This is a genomic window from Streptomyces fagopyri, assembly GCF_009498275.1.
Taxonomy (GTDB): Bacteria; Actinomycetota; Actinomycetes; order Streptomycetales; family Streptomycetaceae; genus Streptomyces; species Streptomyces fagopyri.
In genome coordinates, this window is record NZ_CP045643.1 from 6,290,656 (window position 1) to 6,305,697 (window position 15,042).

A 15,042-nucleotide genomic window follows, 5' to 3' on the forward strand; every position below is an offset into this window, starting at 1 on the left:
GGTCTCCTCCGCCGAAGCCGAAGCCGAAGCCGAAGCCGAAGCCGAAGCCGAAGCCGAAGCCGAAGCCGAAGCCGAAGCCGAAGCCGCGATGCCGACGTGGCGCTGCCGCGATGTCGAGTCGAGGCCGCGATGCCGTGATTCCCACGCGGTGCTGCCGCGATGCCGAGTCGAAGCCGCGATGCCGTGACTCCGACGCGGCGATACCGCGACGCCGGTCCGGAGCGCCCCGCCCACCGGACGGAGCGCCGGACCCGACGGCCGCGGGAGCGGGGAGGGGCGGCGACGGGCGCGCCCCGCGCCCCTCCTCCGCCCCCGCTCCCGCTAGTCGACCTCGGCCACCGCCTGGGCGAACTGCGCCTGGTACAGCCGCGCGTAGGCCCCACCGGCCGCGAGCAGTTCCGCGTGCGCCCCCTGCTCCACGATCGACCCGTCCTCCATGACGAGGATGGTGTCCGCGTCCCGGATCGTGGAGAGCCGGTGGGCGATCACGAACGACGTCCGCCCGTGCGCGAGCTTCGCCATCGCCTTCTGGATCAGCACCTCGGTGCGGGTGTCGACGGAGCTGGTCGCCTCGTCGAGCACCAGGATCACCGGATCGGACAGGAACGCGCGTGCGATGGTGATCAGCTGCTTCTCGCCCGCGCTGACCCCGCTCCCCTCGTCGTCGATCACGGTGTCGTAGCCGTCCGGCAGCGTCCGGACGAACCGGTCCGCGTGAGCCGCCCGCGCCGCCTCCTCGATCTCCCCGCGGGTCACGTCGCGCGAGGCCCCGTACGCGATGTTCTCCGCGATCGTGCCGCCGAACAGCCAGGTGTCCTGGAGCACCATGCCGATCGCGGACCGCAGTTCGTCCCGGGACATCGACGCGATGTCGACGCCGTCGAGCGTGACCCGGCCGCCCGTGACGTCGTAGAAGCGCATCAGCAGGTTCACCAGCGTCGTCTTGCCCGCGCCGGTCGGGCCGACGATGGCCACCGTGTGTCCGGGCTCCACCTTCAGGGAGAGGTCCTCGATGAGCGGCCTCTCGGGGTCGTAGCGGAAGGACACGTTCTGCAGCGCCACCCGCCCGCGCAACTCGTCCGGACGGGCCGCCGGCACGGGATCCGCCGCCTGCTCCTCCGCGTCCAGCAGCTCGAAGACACGCTCCGCCGACGCGACCCCGGACTGCACCATGTTCGCCATCGACGCGACCTGCGTCAGCGGCATCGAGAACTGCCGGGAGTACTGGATGAAGGCCTGCACGTCACCGATCGACAGCGAGCCCGACGCGACCCGCAGTCCGCCGACCACCGCCACCAGCACGTAGTTCAGGTTCGACACGAACATCATCAGCGGCTGCATGACCCCGCTGTTGAACTGCGCCTTGAAACCCGCCTCGTAGAGCTCCTCGTTCTGCTCCGCGAACTGAGCGGCCGACTCCTCCTGGCGTCCGAACACCTTCACCAGCGTGTGCCCGGTGTACATCTCCTCGATGTGCGCGTTGAGCTTGCCGGTGACGCGCCACTGCTGCACGAAGTGCGGCTGCGAACGCTTGCCGATGCGGGTCGCGACGAAGAAGGAGATCGGGACGGTGACCAGCGCGACGAGCGCCAGCAGCCACGACACCCAGAACATCATCACGAGCACACCCACGATGGTCAGCAGCGAGTTGACCAGTTGGCCCATCGACTGCTGGAGCGTCTGCTGGATGTTGTCGAGGTCGTTCGTGGCCCGCGAGAGCACCTCGCCGCGCTGCCGCTTGTCGAAGTACGAGAGGGGCAGGCGCGACAGCTTCGCCTGCAGGTCCTCACGCATGTGGAAGACGGTCTTGTTGACGGCCCGGTTCACCAGGCGTGTGGCCACCGCCATCAGCAGGCCGGCCACCAGGAACGTACAGAGCGCGAGCAGCAGTACGTCGCCGACCGCGCCGAAGTCGATGCCCTTGCCCGGGGTGAAGTCGGTTCCCGAGAGCATGTCGGCCATGCCGCCGTCGCCCCGCGCGCGCATGCCCGCGAGAACCTCCGCCTTGCTGGACCCGGCCGGCATCTGCCGTCCGATGATCCCCGCGAAGACCAGGTCGGTGGCCTTGCCGAGGATCTTCGGCCCGACCACCGAGAGCCCCACGCTCAGCACGACCGCGCACAGCATCACGTACAGGGTGACGCGCTCGGGCTTGAACTGCGCCAGGAGCCGTTTACCGGATCCCTTGAAGTCCAGCGAGCGCTGATCGGGGCCGCCCCCGGCCATCATGCGTCCCATGGGCCCGGCCATCAGGCGGCCTCCGCTTCCGTCAGCTGGGAGAGCACGATCTCCCGGTAGGTCTCGTTGTCCGCCATCAGTTCGTGGTGGCGTCCGGTGCCGACGACCCGGCCCTCGTCGAGGACCACGATCCGGTCGGCGTCACGGATGGTCGACACCCGCTGGGCGACGATCACGACGGTCGCCTCGGCGGTCTCCTCGGACAGCGCGGCCCGAAGCGCCGCGTCCGTGGCGTAGTCGAGGGCCGAGAAGGAGTCGTCGAAGAGGTAGATCTCCGGGCGCTGCACGAGGGTGCGCGCGATCGCGAGGCGCTGGCGCTGACCGCCCGACACGTTCGTGCCGCCCTGCGCGATCGCCGAGTGCAGACCGTTGTCGAGCTGTTCCACGAAGCCCTTGGCCTGTGCCACCTCCAGCGCGTGCCACAGCTCCTCGTCCGTCGCGTCCGGATTGCCGTAGCGCAGGTTGCTCGCCACCGTGCCGGCGAACAGGTACGGCTTCTGGGGGACGAGCCCGACGGTCCTGGCCAGCAACTGCGGTTCCACGGACGCCACGTCCTCGCCGTCCACCAGCACCTGACCGTCGGTGGCGTCGAACAGACGGGGGACCAGACCCAGCAGCGTCGACTTGCCGCTGCCCGTCGACCCGATCACGGCCGTCACCTCACCCGGCCGCGCCACCAGGTCGATGGACTTCAGCACGGGCTCCTCGGCACCCGGGTAGCGGAACCCGGCCCCGCGGATCTCCAGATGACCGTGTCGTCGCAGTTCCAGGACGGGCGCGGTGGGCGGCACGACGCTGGAGGAGGTGTCCAGGACCTCCTGGATGCGCTCGGCGCAGACCTCCGCGCGCGGCACCATCATGAACATGAAGGTGGCCATCATCACGGACATCACGATCTGCATCAGATAGGCGAGGAACGCGGTGAGGTCACCGATCTGCATGCCGCCACTGGCGATGCGGTGGGCACCGAACCAGACCACGGCGATCGACGAGAGGTTCACGACGGTCATGACCATCGGGAACATCAGGGCGAGCATCCGGCCGGTGGCCAGGGACATCTTGGTCAACTCGGTGTTGGCGCCCCGGAAGCGGTCCTTCTCGTAGTCGTCCCGGACGAAGGCGCGGATGACACGGTTGCCGGTGATCTGCTCGCGCAGCACGCGGTTCACGGTGTCCAGGCGCACCTGCATGGTCCGGAACAGCGGGCGCAGCCTGCGCACGATCAGCGTCACGCCGATGCCGAGCAGGGGTACGACGGCGACCAGGATCGCCGACAGCGGCACGTCCAGGCCGAGGGCGAGCACGATGCCGCCCACACACATGATCGGAGCCGACACCAGCAGGGTGAACGTCATCAGCGCCAGCATCTGCACCTGCTGCACGTCGTTCGTGGTGCGGGTGATCAGTGACGGGGCACCGAAATGGCCGACCTCGCGCGCCGAGAACGACTGCACCCGGTCGAAGACGGCCGCGCGGATGTCCCGGCCGACGGCCGACGCCGTCCGGGCGCCGTAGTAGACGGCTCCGATGTTGCAGAAGACCTGGACCAGCGAGATCCCGATCATCAGGGCACCGAAGGACAGGATGTATCCCGTGTCCCCCTTGACCACGCCGTTGTCGATGATGTGCGCGTTCAGGGTCGGCAGGTAGAGGGTGGCGCAGGTCTGCAGGAACTGCAGGAACACCAGGAGGGAGATGGGTTTCTTGTACGGACTGAGGTAGGTCCGAAGCAGTCGTATGAGCACGCGGCTTCTCTCGGAGTCGTCGACGGCGGCACGGTCGGGTGTGCACCACCCCCTATCGTCGGACACCCGACCCGCGTTACCCCAACCGATTAATCCAAGAGCGGACCAAGAGCCGACCGGAACCGGACCTTCGGACCTACGTCCGCGGCCCTCACGGGACTTCACCGCGCACCCGGTTCCCCCGTGTGCCCCCCTGCGCGCGGCTAGGCGCGAAACGCCCCAGGATGCGTCTGCTCCCGTACGGAGACGTACTGCTGCCGTACGGCCTGGCCCACCGCCAGTTCCTCGCCGGGCTCCAGAACCTGGGCGACCGCACCCTGCCAGACGGGTGGCAGCCGGGGGTCGAGGGTGCCCTGCGACACGCCGAGTGCCCAGGCCGCCTGACGGGCCGCACCGAGCGCCGCGTAGTCCGCGGGCTGCGGTACGACGACCTGCGCGCCGAACAGCGCGGGCGCCGCGGCCTGTACGGCCGGGAGTTCCGCGGCGGCGCCGAGCAGGAAGACACGCCGGACGTCCACGCCCCGCCCGCGCAGGACGTCGAGGGCGTCCGCGAGCCCGCACAGCATGCCCTCGAAGGCGGCCCGCGCCAGGTGCTCGGGCCGCATCGACTCGCGCCGCAGCCCGGAGAGCGTGCCCGCCGTGTGGGGCAGGTTCGGGGTCCGCTCACCCTCCAGATAGGGGAGCAGCACCAGTCCGTGCGAGCCCGGCGTGGACTTCATCGCCAGCTCCGACAGGCTCTCCAGGTCGGACAGGCCGAGGAGTTCGGTGGCGCCGCGCAGGGTCCGTACGGCGTTCAGGGTCGTCACCACCGGCAGATGGAGACCGGTCGCGTCCGCCAGGGAGGTGATCATGCCGGAGGGGTCGGCGAGCGCCTCGGTGTGCACGGCCATCACGGACCCGGAGGCGCCGAGGGAGACGACCGCGTCCCCGAGCCCGATGCCGAGCCCGAAGGCCGCCGCCATCGTCTCGCCGGTGCCCGCCGAGATCAGCAGGCCCTCGGGGGTGGTGCCGGCGGCCTCGGACGGGCCGAGCACCTCGGGCAGCGTGGCCTGGTGGCCCAGCGCGAGATCGACGAGATCCGGCCGGTAGGCGCCGGTCGCCGCCGACCAGTAGCCGGTGCCGGAGGCCCCGCCGCGGTCGGTGGTCCGGCGCATCGGGCGGCCGAGCAACTGCCACACCAGCCAGTCGTGCGCCTGGAGCAGCAGGGCGGTGCGCTGGGCCGCGTCGGGTTCGGTCCTGCTCAGCCAGCGCAGTTTCGTCACCGGCTGCGCGGCCTGGGGGACGCAGCCCACGGCCTGGGCCCACGCCTCGCGCCCGCCGAGCGCGTCGATCAGGTCGGCGGCGGCCACCTGGGCCCGCTTGTCACCGCCGACGAGAGCGGGGCGCACCGTGTTGCCCTGCGCGTCCAGGGGGACGAGCCCGTTCTGCTGGGCCGACACGCCGATGGCCTGCACGCCTTCGAGCAGGCCGCCGCCGGCGGCCTCGCCCAGGGACAGCAGCCACGCCTGCGGATCGACGTCGGAAGGCCGGCCGCCGCCCTCGGTGCTCTCCACCGGGTGCGGCGCATACCCCTGCCTGAGCACGGCGCCCGTGTCCGTGTCGCAGACGACGATGCGAGTGAAATCGGGTGAACTGTCCAACCCGGCGACTATCCCCATGGTGGAAATTCTGCCGTACCGCGGGAGGTGAGCGCGCCGGGCCGGGTGTCACCCCTGGTGAAGGCGGGTTCCCGGGGGCCTCTGAGGCGCCGGTGCCAGGGGTCCGACGCCTCTCGCGCCGGACCTTTCGGGCGATACGGCCGTTCGGGGGCTCAGGTGTTGGTCGTGCCCCAGTCGTCCTCGCCGGCGCCGTTGGTGTTCCGTTCGCGCAGGGAGCGGACCCGCTGGGTCACCGAGGCGGGCACGTGGTCGCCCATCTTCTCGCTCACCGCGTGGTACGCCTTGCCCGCGGCCTGGCGCCCCTGCTGGGCGGCGGTCTCGGCGGTGTTGCGCACCGCGGGGTTCTGCGCGAGCTGCCGCGCGGACTTCTTCAGCTGCTCGTAGCGCTCGCGCCCGGCGCGTGTGCCCAGCACGTAACCCACGGCCAGTCCGGCGACGAATGTGAGCCGGTAGCGCATGACGGCCACCCTTCCCTTGCCTCGGCATCGGTGCGGGGGGAACCGATTGGCGGAGCACCCCCCTGCTTGCGCTAATGTATGTGTCGCAGCGAGCGCACGCCCCCTGGCGAATACCCAGGTAGATGCGTTCGATGCAACGAGTGCGATCCCCTGTAGCTCAATTGGCAGAGCAGCCGGCTGTTAACCGGCAGGTTACTGGTTCGAGTCCAGTCGGGGGAGCTCGATCTCCTGTAGCTCAATTGGCAGAGCAGCCGGCTGTTAACCGGCAGGTTACTGGTTCGAGTCCAGTCGGGAGAGCAACGGAAGAGGACCCCTCAGGGGTCCTTTTTCATGTCCGGGGGAACCGCGTGACCGGCACCGAAGTCCTCATGGTCATGCGTTGCCGACCATCCGAAGCAGGAGATCGTATGAGCGGCTATGCTGCGGCAGACGGCGCGCACAAATGTGCGCGACGCGCCGTAAGGGGCGGTAGCTCAGCCGGTTAGAGCAGCGGACTCATAATCCGTCGGCCGTGGGTTCGAGTCCCACCCGCCCCACCCAGTGCCTGCGTAGCAGAACCGTTTCTATCTGTGGAAACGCGGTGAGGGGCGTCGCAGCCCCGAGACGACGGCCCGCATTCATCCATCCGGACCAGGATCAGGTGCCCCCGCCGCGCGCGGACGGCCGGCCGACGGTCCGGAGACCTCCGTGGGCGGCCGCGCGGCCTTCGGCGACGGTGTGCGCAACACCGGCCGGGTGATTCTGATCCACTCACGTCCACGCCCGTCCGGAGCGCGGCCGGGCCCACCTCCCGCGGGGGCCGGCGCGGCCGGGCCCACCCCGACCGGTGAACACGGCGTCCCGATACCCGGAACATCGCGGCGGACGCCGGTGGGAGCGGCCGGCGCGTGAACCGTCCACGAGGGGGCCGGAGCGGAGCCGGAGAGTCCGGAACGGAGCCGGAGGGGGCCGGAGCGGAGCCGGAGAGTCCGGAACGGAGCGGGAGGGGGCCGGAGCGGAGCCGGAGAGGGGCGGAGAGCGCCGGAGAGGGCTGGAGTGGACCGGAGCGGGCACGCGCTGTTCCCGGTGGCTCAGGGTCCGCTCGGACCGGCTGATCTGCTGTCCTGCTGTCCGGCGGACTTGCCGTCCGGCGGACCTGCTGAGCGGGCTGATCCACCCCCGTGCCGGTCCGGGAGTGACGGGGCTGTCCGAACGGCCGCCCGGCGGGGCGGGCGGCCGGAGCGTCACGGGGCGGGCGGAGGGGCCGGAACGCCGTGCGGAGGGCGGGGCCGTCTAGCGGCCCAGCGCCGCCCCGCCGTTGATGTGCAGCAATTGCCCCGTCAGATACGCCGCTTCGGGTGACGCGACGTACCGGACGGCCGCCGCGATCTCCGAGGGGTGACCCGGCTGCCCCGTCAGGGACTGCGCGACCCGCGACGCCACGAACTCCGGGGTCGCGCGGTCGCCGAAGAACTCCGTGTCGCCGACGAAGCCGGGGGCGACCGCGTTGACCGTGATGCCCTCGGGGCCGACCCGTTGGGCGAGGTCGTAGGTGTACGTGTTGATCCAGCCCTTGGAGCCGCCGTACGACCCCGTGCCGCGCAGCGAGGCGATGGAGGAGAGCTGTACGACGCGGCCGCCGGGCCTGCGGATGTGGGGGAGCAGGGCCTCGGTGAGCAGTACTGCGGTCAGGACGTTGGCGTCGAAGTTGCGGCGGTAGCCGTCCGCGATGGAGGCGAGGGTGCCGTCGTGCGCGGCGGCCGCGTTGCCGCCCGCGTTGGCCACCAGCACGTCCACCGGGGTCTCGTCCGCCGTGACGAAGTCCCGTACCGTGCCGACCTGTTCGGGATCGGCGAGGTCGGCCGCGCACCAGGTCGCCGTCGACTCCCCGAACCGTCCGTTCAGCGCGTCGGCCGCCTTGCGCAGCACCTCCTCGCGGCGGCCGAGGAGCACCAGCCGGTCCCCGTCCGCGGCGAACGCCTCCGCCGTCGCCAGGCCGATCCCGGTGCCGCCACCGGACACCACCACGCGCCGCTGGGTCATGGCCACCCCGTCCTCACCTTTGACCTGTGTCCTGCTCGTCTTGTCTCCCACATGTCCGCGGATGTGAATGGTGGTCATATCCACGTATGCGAGAGGTGACGGTACGGAGGCCGGAGAGGAGCGTCAAGAGGCGGGAGGAAAAGCGCGGTTGGCGTAATGGCCGACCGGCCGGGGGTTCACAGGGGCGACTGCCACACGACCGTCGTGCCCGTACCGCCGTCCGTGTCCCCTTCGCTCGTCTCCCCTTGGTTCGTGTCCCCTTCCTCCGCGCCGTCGTCCACCATGCCGCCCTTTCCTGTACCGCCGTCGTGGAACACCGTCAGCCGCACCCCGGGCCGCCCGTCCGGGAGTCTCGTCGTCGCGTCCACCGTGACCTCGACGCGGGACACCCCTGGGCGGCGCGCGGCGGAGGTGAGGGCCCGGCGGAGGGCCGTGAGCAGGTGGCCGACGACGGGCTCCGGTACGAGTGCCTCCACCGCGCCGGTGAAACGGGTGGACGGCTGGAAACCCAGGGCCGCGGCGGCGCTCGCCGTCTCGCGCAGCACCTTGCCGCGCAGGGTGGTGGGGGCGTCGGCGGGCGGCTGCTGGAGGGCGAAGATCGCGGTGCGCACTTCTTGGACGGTGGACTGCAGTTCGTCGACGGCCCGGCCCAGGATCTCGCGCAGCTCCGCCTCGGCCGCCCCGGAGCTGCGCCGCTGTGTGGACTCCAGCATCATGCCGGTGGCGAAGAGCCGCTGGACGACCAGATCGTGCAGGTCACGCGCGATCCGGTCGCGGTCCTCGTAGACCGCGAGCCGCTCCCGGCTGTGCTGGGCGTCCGCGAGGACCAGCGCCAGCGCGGCCTGTGAGGCGAACTGCGCGGCGAGCAGCCGCTCCGCCTCGCTGTACGGGCGGCCGCCGCGGTCCCGGGGCAGGACGAGGGTGCCGATGAGCCGGCCGCCCGACTGCAGCGGCAGCATCATGTTCGGCCCGAACCGGTGGCGTACGTGCGTGGTCAGCCGCGGGTCGGTCGCGGAGTCGTCGATGAACACCGGTTCGCCGGCCAGGAGATGTCTCAGCAGGGGGCTGCCCGGCTCGATCGTGGTCCCGACGATGTCACCGGGGTCACCGGCGGCGGCGGGGCCACCGGGGGCGGCGGGCGTGGCAGCGGTCACGATCTTCATGCCGCCCTCCGCCGTGGGCTGAAGGATGAGGCCGGCCGAGGCGTCCGCGAGCATCCGGGCCCGCTCGGCGACGGTCGTCAGCGCGTCGGCGGCGTCCTCTCCGGTGAGCAGCGCGGTGGTGACGGCCGCCGCGCCCTCGATCCACCGTTCGCGCTGCCGGGCCGTCTCGTACAGCCGGGCGTTGCCGATCGCGACGCCGGCCTGGGTCGCGAGCATCCGCAGCAGCTGCTCGTCCTCATCCGTGAACGGACCGCCACGCCTCCCGGCGACGTACAGGTTCCCGAAGGCCGCGTCGTCGACGAGGATCGGGACGCCCAGCGCGTCGGCGGGCCGCTCGCGGGGGTGCCGGTCAGGGCCGGCCGACGGCGGCCGGGCCGTACGGATCTCCAGCAGTCCGGCGTCGCCCGGATCGGTGATGTCCAGCGCCGCGCTCCGGGCCCCCGTCAGGTCGGCGGCGGCATCCACGATGTGCTGGAGCGTGGCCCGCAGTTCGAGGTCGGAGCCGACGCACAGCACTGCTTCCAGGAGGGCCGGCAGCCGGGGGACGGGGTCGGTCATACGGGCCCCTCGGAGCTCGGGGGACGGGGGGACGGGGATCGACCGGTCCCGGGCGCGCCGGCCGTCAGCCCGGCAGCGGCTCCAGCGTCAGCGGCTCGATCTTGCCCTCCAGCATGTAGCCGAGGCCCTGCACCGCGCACACGTCCGGCCGCTCGGCGATGTGCACCGGCATGCCCGTCGCGTGCCGCAGCATCTGGTCGAGCCCCGGGAGCAGCGCGCTCCCGCCGACCATCATGATCCCGCGGTCGGCGAGGTCGGCCACCAGATCCGGCGGACAGGCCCGCAGCACCTTCCCGATCCCGTCGAGCACGGCGGTCAGCGGGGTCTGGATGGCGTCGCGTACGGCGGCGGTGTCGACCTGCACCGAACGGGCGAGGCCGGTCGCCACGTCCCGCCCGTGGATCTCCGTGGACGTCGGGCCGTGCGGGGTGAGCCCGTTGCCGGACAGGGCGAGCTGCAGCGGTCGTACGGACTGCGACGGGAGCATCAGCTCGTGCTGGTGGCGCAGGTGCTGCACGATCGCGCGGTCGACGGCCTCGCCGCCCACCGGAATGCGTTCGGCGGTCACGATGGAGCCCAGGGAGAGCACGGCGACCTGGGTGGCGGCGGCACCGCACACCATGATCATGGTGGCCTCGGGCCGCTCGACCGGCAGCCCGCAGCCCACCGCCGCCGCGATCAGCGTGTCGACGAGCTCCACCCGCCTCGCCCCGAGCCCGACGAGCGTCTCGATCGTCGCGCGCTGCGCCAGCGGGTCGGCGTCGTGCGGGGTGCAGGCGGCGGCGCGCAGCCTCGGCTTGCGGCGCAGGGTGCGGCGCACCTTGTCGCCGAGCAGCTGCCGCAGCATGCGCTGGGCCATCTCGATGTCGACGACCGTGCCGCCGGAGACCGGCCGCATCACGCGGATGTAGTCGGGGGTCCGGCCGGTCATCTTCTCCGCGAACTCACCGACCGCGATCAGCGCGCCGTTCTTCGTGTTGATCGCGGCGACACTCGGCTGGTCGACGACCAGTCCCGCGCCCTTCACATACACCCGTGTCCTGGCCGCGCCCAGGTCGACGGCGAAGTGGCAGCGGCGCAGCTGCTCCAGACTGGCGGTCATGGCGGGTCCTCCCGAGAGCAGACCGTCGGGCTCCGCCTCTTGGCGGTCCCTTCTCGCATCGTCCGCTCCACAGGCCCGGGGCGCCTTCCGAAGAGGGCCGGGTGGGGTACCGCCGGACGGGTGACGCCGGACGGGTGACGCCGGCCAGTGTCCGGTGATCGCCCGGCGGGCGGACCGGGGGACCGGGGGACCGGCGGACCGGAGGGCCGACCCTGCGGAGACCCCGACGCGGCGGAGGCCCGACCGCCGGCGGACCGGCGTCGGACGACCACCGGCGGACGACCGGAGACCCGCCGACCGGAGATCCGCCGACCGGAGATCCGCCGACCGGAGACCCGTCGACCGGGGACTCGCCGCCCACGGACCCGGCGGGGTGACAGGGCGGAGGAAGGGCGGCCGGGGAGCGGACGGGAGGTGGGGGGGACCGGTCCCGCGCGGCCCCGGTCCCGCTTCCCGGCGCGCGACCAGATGTCGCCCGTCCCCGCAACCCGTGGCGCTCCTCGGCCCGGTGGGAGTCGTGCCGAGGCCCGGCCTTCCACGACTCCTCCCGGCTCTTCGCGGCTGTTCCCGTCTTGTCCCGGACCGCCGGCGATGGGGCCGCGAGGGGCCGGCCGGACCGGAAGCGGCCAGGGCGCCTTTCCGGGCCGCTCCGAGCAGACCGTGCGGTCCGCGGCCACCCCCGACGACCACTGGACCCATCTGCCGATGATCAACCGCGCGTACGACGTCGGCACCGACCTCGCGGGCACGGTGCGGGCGGCCCCGGTTCCCCCCCCGGGAGGGATCCGGCGTGTTCACTTCCCCGCGTGGTCCGCGATGCCCCGCACGACCCCCAGGTCCAGCAGGTCCTGGGGCCGGATGCGGAGCTGGTCCGCCGTGGCGCGCACCTCGTTCGCGGGACGCTTGAGGATCGCGGCCGCCAGCTCCGGCGCGATGACGGAGAAATAACTGTCGGGCGTGGCCCACGTGTTGTCCGGCGCGGCCAGGGCGAGGGCGCCGCCCGAGCCGCCCTCGCCGATCACCAGCGTGGTGACGGGAGTGCGGGCGGTGGCCACCGCGGCGAAGAGGTCCGCGATCGCCGATCCCGCGCCCTCCCGCTCGGCCCGCGCGTCGTTGGCCGCCCCCGGAGTGTCCACCAGCGTCAGCACCGGGACGCCGAGCCGGCCCGCGAGACGGATCAGCCGTGCCGCCGTGCGGTACCCGGCGGGCCGGGTCGCGGTCCCGCACTGCGCCGCGTACGCGACCGTCCGCCCCTTCGGCCCGGAGCCGAACCCGCACAGCACACCCGGGTCGGTGCCGCCGCAGCGGTCGCCGCTGATCGCCGCGCGGCGGCTGAAGTAGGCGTCCAAGTAGGCCTCGGCACGCGGTCGTTCGGGAGAGCGGGCACGGTCGACGGCATCCCGGCCGGTGGCGGGCAGGCCGGGCGCGCCGAGGGCGGCCGGCACCGGCGCGGCCTCGGCGGAGGGGGCGCTGAGCAGGGCCAGCCACAGCGCCAGCGTCTCCCGCAACGACTCCTCCGGTACGACGGCGTCCACCGCGCCGGACGCCACCTGGGCCTCGGCCGTGTACGCGGCGGGGTCCGCGCCGGGCGGACGGACCCGGGAGCCGGCGAAGCCCACCTGGGCGCCGGGCAGCGCCAGGGTCACGTCGGAACCCGCGCCCAGCGTCGCCCAGCCGCCTCCCGTCGTCGGGTCCCGGACCACCGCGATCTGCGGCAGCCCCGCCTCCCGGGTCAGCGCCGACTGCCGGGCCACCCGCTGGAGCTGGGTGAGCGCGAGCATGCCCTCCTGCATCCGGCTGCCGCCCGTCGCGACCAGCGAGACGACCGGCAGCCGGTGTTCCCGGGCATGGGTGTACGCGGCCTCCAGACGATCACCGGTGCGTTCGCCGAGCGAGCCGCCGAGGAAGCCGAACTCGAAGGCGATCAGCGCGACCCGGGTCCCGCCGACGACCGCGCTGCCGCAGACGACGGACTCGTCCTCGCCGGTGCGGGCGGCGGCCCTGGAGCGTGCCTCGTCGTACCCCTGCCAGGCCAGCGGGCCATCGGGCCTGAAATGTCTTATCGGGACCCGGAGTTCGGTGAACCCGTCGGTGACCAGGGCGATGGCCTCGCGGGCCGGGAGGCGGTCAGTCATGCGAGACGTCGCTCGGGCCGGTGCGCGGGCGCGAGTCCGCGAGGGCGTCAGGGAGCGCCCGCTTCAGGATCTTGCCCATGTCGTTGCGGGGCAGCGCGGAGAGGAACCGCACCGAGCGCGGGCGCTTGTGCGGGGCAAGCCGGCCGGCGACGTGGTCGGCGAGTTCGCGGTCGAGGCCCGGGGCGGGAGCGTCCCCCGTCACCACCCAGGCCACGATCCGCTCGCCCAGGTCGTCGTCGGGCTCCCCGGTGACGGCGGCCTCACGCACGGCGGGGTGTTCGAGCAGCGCGTTCTCGATCTCACCGGCGCCGATCTTGTAACCGCCGCTCTTGATGAGGTCGGTGGCCTTGCGTCCCACGATGCGTACGCAGCCGTCGGCGTCGCGCACCGCCATGTCACCGGTGCGGAACCAGCCGTCCGCGGTGAACGCGGCGGCGGTGGCGTCGGGCCGGTTCAGATACTCGGTGAACAGGTTCGGCCCGCGCACCTGGATCTCGCCGACGCTCTCGCCGTCGTAGGCGCCGGTGGGGTTGCCCCCGGCGTCGTACGAGCCGGTCGGGGTGCCGTCCGCGTCGTACGAGGCGAGTGTCGAACCGTCCTCCTCGACCAGTCGCAGTCCGACGCCGGGCAGCGGCACCCCGACGGTCCCGGGCCGTGCCGGGCCGTCCACCCGGACGCTGGTGTTCATGAGGGTCTCGGTCATGCCGTACCGCTCGACGACCGGCCGCCCGGTCGCCGCCGTGATCCGCTCGTGGTCGTGGACCGGCAGCGCGGCGGAACCGGAGACCAGCAGTCGCGCCCGGCCGAGCGCCTTGGCCAGTTCCGCGTCCCCCTCCAGCGCCTCGGCGAGCCGGTGGTACATGGTCGGCACCCCGAACAGCATGGTCGCCCCCGCGTTCAGCTCGCGCGTCACGCCCTCCGCGCTGAACCGCCCCAGGTGCCGCACCGCCCCGCCGCGCCGCAACGGGCCGAGGACGCCCAGGACCAGCCCGTGCACATGGAAGAGCGGCAGCCCGTGGACGAGCACGTCGTCGCCCGTCCACCGCCAGGCGTCGGCCAGCGCGTCCAGGGTCGAGGCGATCGCGCGGCGCGGGACGACGGCGCCCTTGGGCGGACCCGTGGTGCCGGAGGTGTAGACGACGAGGGCGGGCGCGGCGGGGTCGTCCGGCTCGGAGGGGTACCGGGCCACGACTTCGCCGGCGGGGTGCGTCACGACGTCGAGGCGTTCCAACTCCCGTACGGGCGAGGGCAGGTCGTCGCCTTCTCCGGCGAGCACCAGCGACGGCGCGCTGTCGGACACGATGTGCCCCAGTTCGCTCGCGCCCGACTTGGGGTTGAGCGGCACGGCGGGCACCCGGGCGAGCAGCGCGGCCACCACCCCGACGGCCGTCTCCAGGGACGGCGTCGCCCACACGGCGATCCGTTCCCGGCCTTCGAGGCGCGCGGCCAGCGCGCCCGCCGAGGCGGCGAGTTCCGCGTACGTCAGGGACCGGTCGCCGAAGCGTAGGGCGGGCCGCCGTGCGGTCGAACCGCTGACCAGGGCCGGAAAGAGGGAGGACACGCGAGGTGCTCCTTGCCAGTAGGGACGTTCTGCCGGTGACAGTCAGAACCGTTCCTACACCAGGGCGCGGGAAACCTGCCGGAGCCCGCGACAGGCCGAGCGCGAGGCAGATCACACCGGACGGCGCACGGGCGGCCGCACCCGGACCCGCACCGCGGCGCGCGCCGTCGCCGGCATCCGGAACCGCACCGCCGCGTACGCCGTCGCCGGCACCCGAACCCGCACCAGGACGCGCGTGGAGCCCCGGACGAGGGTGTCTCACCGGCACGCGCGCCGGGACGTCCGGGCCGGGGGTGGTCACGTCGTCTCCGAACCGGGAACGACCGTGCGGAAAACCATGGCGTGGGGCGATCCGGGCCCGTAGTCTCGCCCACGGCACGACAATTTGAGGGGTCAACCGCC

Annotated in this window: 9 protein-coding genes and 3 tRNA genes; 3 read left to right on the forward strand and 9 right to left on the reverse strand. The window is 72.7% G+C overall.

Annotated elements, in window-relative coordinates; genetic code table 11:
* Nucleotides 1–321 precede the first annotated feature (321 nt).
* The 4 genes from GFH48_RS27075 to GFH48_RS27090 all read right to left on the reverse strand — a co-directional run bounded on the left by GFH48_RS27075 (nucleotide 322) and on the right by GFH48_RS27090 (nucleotide 6,099).
* Nucleotides 322–2,250, reverse strand: a complete 1,929-nt coding sequence (locus GFH48_RS27075; protein ID WP_153290740.1) for an ABC transporter ATP-binding protein — start codon at nucleotides 2,248–2,250, stop codon at nucleotides 322–324.
* Nucleotides 2,250–3,983: an ABC transporter ATP-binding protein gene (locus GFH48_RS27080; RefSeq protein WP_153290741.1), complete on the reverse strand. Its 1,734-nt coding sequence runs from the start codon at nucleotides 3,981–3,983 to the stop codon at nucleotides 2,250–2,252. Before GFH48_RS27080 ends, GFH48_RS27075 begins: the two co-directional genes overlap by 1 nt.
* Nucleotides 3,984–4,186: 203 nt before the next feature.
* Nucleotides 4,187–5,641 carry an FGGY family carbohydrate kinase gene (locus GFH48_RS27085; RefSeq protein WP_153290742.1) on the reverse strand — a complete coding sequence of 485 codons (1,455 nt, stop codon included), beginning with the start codon at nucleotides 5,639–5,641 and terminating at the stop codon, nucleotides 4,187–4,189.
* A 152-nt stretch (nucleotides 5,642–5,793) separates the two neighbouring features.
* Nucleotides 5,794–6,099 carry a YtxH domain-containing protein gene (locus GFH48_RS27090; RefSeq protein ID WP_153290743.1) on the reverse strand — a complete coding sequence of 102 codons (306 nt, stop codon included), beginning with the start codon at nucleotides 6,097–6,099 and terminating at the stop codon, nucleotides 5,794–5,796.
* 146 nt (nucleotides 6,100–6,245) lie between these two features.
* Here GFH48_RS27090 and GFH48_RS27095 point away from each other — a divergent pair.
* The 3 genes from GFH48_RS27095 (at nucleotide 6,246) to GFH48_RS27105 (ending at nucleotide 6,635) form a co-directional block, all read left to right on the forward strand.
* Nucleotides 6,246–6,318: transfer RNA gene (locus GFH48_RS27095), tRNA-Asn, on the forward strand.
* A 5-nt stretch (nucleotides 6,319–6,323) separates the two neighbouring features.
* Nucleotides 6,324–6,396, forward strand: a tRNA-Asn gene (locus GFH48_RS27100).
* A gap of 165 nt (nucleotides 6,397–6,561) precedes the next feature.
* Nucleotides 6,562–6,635: transfer RNA gene (locus GFH48_RS27105), tRNA-Ile, on the forward strand.
* Between the two features lie 736 nt (nucleotides 6,636–7,371).
* Here the strand turns inward: GFH48_RS27105 and GFH48_RS27110 are convergent.
* From GFH48_RS27110 to GFH48_RS27130, 5 genes are all read right to left on the reverse strand, one after another.
* The gene (locus GFH48_RS27110) at nucleotides 7,372–8,121 is read right to left on the reverse strand and encodes an SDR family NAD(P)-dependent oxidoreductase (protein WP_153293129.1); all 750 of its coding nucleotides are present in this window, start codon (nucleotides 8,119–8,121) and stop codon (nucleotides 7,372–7,374) included.
* A gap of 176 nt (nucleotides 8,122–8,297) precedes the next feature.
* Complete coding sequence (locus tag GFH48_RS27115; protein WP_153290744.1) at nucleotides 8,298–9,842, reverse strand: GAF domain-containing sensor histidine kinase; 1,545 nt, start codon at nucleotides 9,840–9,842, stop codon at nucleotides 8,298–8,300.
* Between the two features lie 64 nt (nucleotides 9,843–9,906).
* Nucleotides 9,907–10,944: a rod shape-determining protein gene (locus GFH48_RS27120; RefSeq protein ID WP_153290745.1), complete on the reverse strand. Its 1,038-nt coding sequence runs from the start codon at nucleotides 10,942–10,944 to the stop codon at nucleotides 9,907–9,909.
* A gap of 794 nt (nucleotides 10,945–11,738) precedes the next feature.
* Complete coding sequence (locus GFH48_RS27125) at nucleotides 11,739–13,079, reverse strand: carboxyl transferase domain-containing protein (protein WP_153290746.1); 1,341 nt, start codon at nucleotides 13,077–13,079, stop codon at nucleotides 11,739–11,741.
* Nucleotides 13,072–14,640, reverse strand: coding sequence for an acyl-CoA synthetase (locus GFH48_RS27130; protein ID WP_153290747.1), 1,569 nt, complete (start codon nucleotides 14,638–14,640; stop codon nucleotides 13,072–13,074). Before GFH48_RS27130 ends, GFH48_RS27125 begins: the two co-directional genes overlap by 8 nt.
* Nucleotides 14,641–15,042: the final 402 nt, after the last annotated feature.

Excerpts from the sequence above, each read along its gene's own strand:
- GFH48_RS27075 (WP_153290740.1), bottom strand. The coding sequence starts at position 2,250 with ATGGCCGGGCCCATGGGACGCATGATGGCCGGGGGCGGCCCCGATCAG.
- GFH48_RS27115 (WP_153290744.1), bottom strand. The coding sequence starts at position 9,842 with ATGACCGACCCCGTCCCCCGGCTGCCGGCCCTCCTGGAAGCAGTGCTG.
- GFH48_RS27085 (WP_153290742.1), bottom strand. The coding sequence starts at position 5,641 with ATGGGGATAGTCGCCGGGTTGGACAGTTCACCCGATTTCACTCGCATC.
- GFH48_RS27125 (WP_153290746.1), bottom strand. The coding sequence starts at position 13,079 with ATGACTGACCGCCTCCCGGCCCGCGAGGCCATCGCCCTGGTCACCGAC.
- GFH48_RS27110 (WP_153293129.1), bottom strand. The coding sequence starts at position 8,121 with ATGACCCAGCGGCGCGTGGTGGTGTCCGGTGGCGGCACCGGGATCGGC.
- GFH48_RS27090 (WP_153290743.1), bottom strand. The coding sequence starts at position 6,099 with ATGCGCTACCGGCTCACATTCGTCGCCGGACTGGCCGTGGGTTACGTG.
- GFH48_RS27120 (WP_153290745.1), bottom strand. The coding sequence starts at position 10,944 with ATGACCGCCAGTCTGGAGCAGCTGCGCCGCTGCCACTTCGCCGTCGAC.